This is a genomic window from Mesorhizobium sp. M1A.F.Ca.IN.020.04.1.1 (assembly GCF_003997315.1).
GTDB lineage: Bacteria > Pseudomonadota > Alphaproteobacteria > Rhizobiales > Rhizobiaceae > Mesorhizobium.
Window position 1 is genome coordinate 1 of the sequence record NZ_RZSN01000310.1, and the last position, 3,492, is coordinate 3,492.

At 63.8% G+C, this 3,492-nt stretch carries 5 protein-coding genes; 1 reads left to right on the top strand and 4 read right to left on the bottom strand.

All coding sequences use genetic code 11. The features are described 5' to 3' along the window. The coding region (locus EOA49_RS31055) for a TCP-1/cpn60 chaperonin family protein (RefSeq protein WP_281058468.1) at nucleotides 1–703 on the top strand (703 nt) is incomplete at its 5' end. A gap of 149 nt (nucleotides 704–852) precedes the next feature. Here the strand turns inward: EOA49_RS31055 and EOA49_RS31060 are convergent. From EOA49_RS31060 to EOA49_RS33865, 4 genes are all read right to left on the bottom strand, one after another. Next, nucleotides 853–1,854 (bottom strand): zincin-like metallopeptidase domain-containing protein, encoded by a 1,002-nt coding sequence (locus EOA49_RS31060; protein ID WP_051695374.1) that lies wholly within the window; start codon nucleotides 1,852–1,854, stop codon nucleotides 853–855. A 476-nt stretch (nucleotides 1,855–2,330) separates the two neighbouring features. Then, nucleotides 2,331–2,525, bottom strand: coding sequence for a hypothetical protein (locus EOA49_RS33855; RefSeq protein ID WP_051695369.1), 195 nt, complete (start codon nucleotides 2,523–2,525; stop codon nucleotides 2,331–2,333). 82 nt (nucleotides 2,526–2,607) lie between these two features. Continuing rightward, on the bottom strand, nucleotides 2,608–2,799 hold the full coding sequence (locus EOA49_RS33860) for a hypothetical protein (RefSeq protein WP_245457302.1): 192 nt from the start codon (nucleotides 2,797–2,799) through the stop codon (nucleotides 2,608–2,610). Beyond that, complete coding sequence (locus EOA49_RS33865; protein ID WP_245457304.1) at nucleotides 2,709–2,978, bottom strand: hypothetical protein; 270 nt, start codon at nucleotides 2,976–2,978, stop codon at nucleotides 2,709–2,711. The genes EOA49_RS33860 and EOA49_RS33865 overlap by 91 nt, the downstream gene beginning before the upstream one ends. Nucleotides 2,979–3,492: the final 514 nt, after the last annotated feature.

Genomic DNA, 3,492 nt, shown 5'->3' on the forward strand with positions numbered 1-3,492 from the left:
CGCCAAGAAGGTGTCGATCTCCAAGGAGAACACCACCATCGTCGACGGCGCCGGCAAGAAGGCCGAGATCCAGGGCCGCGTTGCCCAGATCAAGCAGCAGATCGAAGAGACCACTTCGGACTACGACAAGGAGAAGCTGCAGGAACGTCTGGCCAAGCTCGCCGGCGGCGTTGCGGTGATCCGCGTCGGCGGTGCGACGGAAGTCGAAGTCAAGGAAAAGAAGGACCGCGTCGATGACGCCCTCAACGCGACCCGCGCGGCCGTCGAAGAAGGCATCGTTGCTGGTGGTGGCGTCGCGCTGCTGCGCGCTTCGGCCAACATCAAGGCCACCGGCGTCAATGCCGACCAGGCCGCCGGCATCAACATCGTTCGTCGTGCGCTGCAGGCTCCGGCCCGCCAGATCGCGGCCAACGCCGGTGCGGAAGCATCGATCGTTGCCGGCAAGATCCTTGAGAACAAGGGCGCGACCTTCGGCTACAACGCCCAGACCGGCGAATATGGCGACATGATCGCCATGGGCATCGTCGATCCGGTCAAGGTTGTCCGCACCGCTCTCCAGGACGCGGCCTCGGTGGCCGGCCTGCTGGTCACCACCGAAGCCATGATCGCGGAGGCTCCGAAGAAGGAGTCGGCTGGCGGCGGCGGCATGCCTGGCGGCATGGGTGGCGGCGGCATGGGCGGCATGGGCGGTATGGATTTCTAATCCAGCTCTGGCAGCTTTCGCAACGAGGGGCGGCAGCAATGCCGCCCTTTTTTTGCGAACCTCGATCCGATAAACGATCGGCGCCAACGCCGGCCATGTTAGCGCAACCTCAAAAGAACTGTCGAGTTGGTTGCGCGGCTTTTGCGTCATCAGAGGCGCAAGGCGGCCGCGTGTGATGATTGCGCGCTTCCATAGGCGGTTTCGGCATGTGCCTCGCCTTCGACATCGGCATTGCGGCCAAGCAGGAAATCGGCGGCTTTCGAGGCATGGCTTGCGGCGCGGAAGATGGCGCGGTTGTCCTCGCGCAAAACCGTCAGCCATGAGCCGATGTAGTCGGCATGGCGCACGGTCGGCTCGATGCCGAGACTGCTGCAGATGAAGGCTGATGCGATTTCGGCGACCAGTTCCTCGCGCGCATAGGTGTTGGACCCGAAGGAGCCGGACAGGTCGCGCGCGAGTCGCGTCGGGTGGCCGGTCCAGTGGCCAAGCTCGTGAAAGCAGGTCCGGTAATAGTCGATCTGGTGGAAGAAAGCCGGCTGCGGCGGCACCTGTATGGTGTCGCTGCCGGGCATGTAGAAGGCGCGCTCGCCGCCGATGCGAAAATCAGCGCCGGTTGCATGAATGAGCGCCTCGGCCTGCGGGACCATCTCGCGCTCAGGCAGAGGCTCGCCGGCGGCATAAAGATGTTCGGGCAGATTATCGCACTGCGCGACATTGAAGACGGTAAAGCGCTTCAGGAAGGGCACCGCCTGCGGTTCGTCGCCATCGGTGTCGGCGCGTTGCTTTTCGTTCTTGGGAACAAAGCGGTCAGCGTGAACGATGGTGGTGCCGTGCTCACCCTTCCTGACATTGCCACCTAGGGAAAGCGCCTGCCGGAAGGTGAGCCAGTTCTGGCTGGGGAAACCGCGATCGATGACCCCGCCCCACAGGATCAGGATATTGATGCCGGAATATCGGCGCTGGGTGGCCGCATTCCGCGGCAGGCCGAGGCCTGTCCTTGCCCTGCCCCACGGCTTGACCCATGGCACGGTGCCGCGCTCCAGTTCGGCAATGATGCGGTCGGTGATTTCCTGATAAAGGCTGGCGCCGGTGCGCCCGCCACTCTCTGCGCCAGCCTGTCGGCTGCCGCAACGTTTGTTGTTTGCACGCATCGTGATGTCCTCCGCTCTTCAATCGCGCCCTCCCCGGAAGCGGGGTGGGCGGCGAAAGCGACCGGAAAGGCCCGACGTCGGAGGCGGACTGCATCCGCAGGACCGGAACGGAGTGGAGGACCCGAAGCGAAAGCGAAGGGTTGCGGGACGCCGCGGCGGGCCTAGAAGGGAGTGCTGCCCGCCCTGCGCCACCGGGGAAGGCCACGATAAAAACGACGCCGGCCGACAGGCCGGCGACCGTCAGCAGCCGAAGGCTGCCCCGCGCCAGGGGGCGAAGCCGCAGGGCCAAGACCGCCTGAGCCTGGCGAAGATAAGCGGGCTCGGTTCACGAGCACCCGGCCAGCGCCTTCAGGCGCGGGCGCTCAGGATTGTTGTTGGCGCCCACGGCAGCTGGATGACCGCAACAAGATGCCGAGGAGCAACAGCAAAGCCAGCTGCCACAAACGGCACGCTCCGGCAACAACAGCGTGGCCGATCTACAGATGCTGCCCCGCACGAGAGCCTGCACGCTTTGAGCGCGCATCGGCGAGCAAGCGTTGCAAGCTGGCCATGTCGACCAGGTGGGCGATCACTATATCGCCGACCACCAACGCGGGCGTACGGTCGATGTGCAGACCTTTCGCGAGTGCGCGGACGCGCGCAAGTTCATCTGCGATGGCCGGATCTTGCATTCCCGCTTGAGCTGCTCCACGTCAAGGCCCACACGCGCTGCGATCTTGAGAGTGATCCTTTCAATGATCCAACTGGGGGAAGTCATAAGGGCGCGGTGGAATTCGTCGAACTTTCCCTGTTTTCTCGAGGCGAGTGCGATTGGGAATCCGGTCCCAGGACCGGGAACCGTCTGATCACAAGCTTCAGATTGGGATCATTCTTGAAGGCTTTTTGGTAGTTGAGATCTGCCAGTCTGCAATGCGGACAGTTGTGGTAGTCATTGAATATGACCAGAACGGCATCGCCTTGCGGGTTGCCGGCGATTGGCGAAGGGGGTCGTTGTCGAATGCGCCGCTCCACTTTTGCCTGTCGATCGACCACGCCTGCCGGTGCAGGTTCGCGCTATATTGGCTCGCCAGCACGGCGAGGAGTAAAAGAAGAGCTGCGACAGTGATGGCAGTCGGCTTAGACATGAGTCTCCAATCCATGGACGGCGTGGCAGCAACGGCCCGCCTTTTGGTGTAAAATGCTTTTGATCGAGCCCCGCACTTGCCACAGGGCGCAGTCGCGAGGGCGCACAGCTATAGATGCCGGTGCGCTCTGGCGGTTTCTGGAAAGATGGCCTTGCGCCATCGGGCCCACCCCACCCAGCTGAGCGTCGTTCGCGCGGGCCGGGCAACCGCGACCGCCATTCACCACGCCGGGCGACTGACCGTCCGCCCGGCAGAGCGCTGAAGGGTCCCCGGACCTTCCGGGTTGCCGGCGATTTGGCGAAGCGGGGTCGTTGACGAGTGCGCCGCTCCACTTTTGACTGTCCATTGGCACGACTGCATGGGCGGGGGCGGCCTTTCCCGCGGCGGGTGCGCGCTATTATGGCTCGCCAGCACGGAAAGCAGCACGGCGAGGAGAAAAAGGAGAACCGCGAGAGTGGTGGCCGTTGTCTTAGACATGAGGCTCCAATCCATGGACGGCGTGGCAGCAACGGCC

Excerpts from the sequence above, each read along its gene's own strand:
- EOA49_RS31060 (WP_051695374.1), bottom strand. The coding sequence starts at position 1,854 with ATGCGTGCAAACAACAAACGTTGCGGCAGCCGACAGGCTGGCGCAGAG.
- EOA49_RS33855 (WP_051695369.1), bottom strand. The coding sequence starts at position 2,525 with ATGCAAGATCCGGCCATCGCAGATGAACTTGCGCGCGTCCGCGCACTC.
- EOA49_RS33865 (WP_245457304.1), bottom strand. The coding sequence starts at position 2,978 with ATGTCTAAGCCGACTGCCATCACTGTCGCAGCTCTTCTTTTACTCCTC.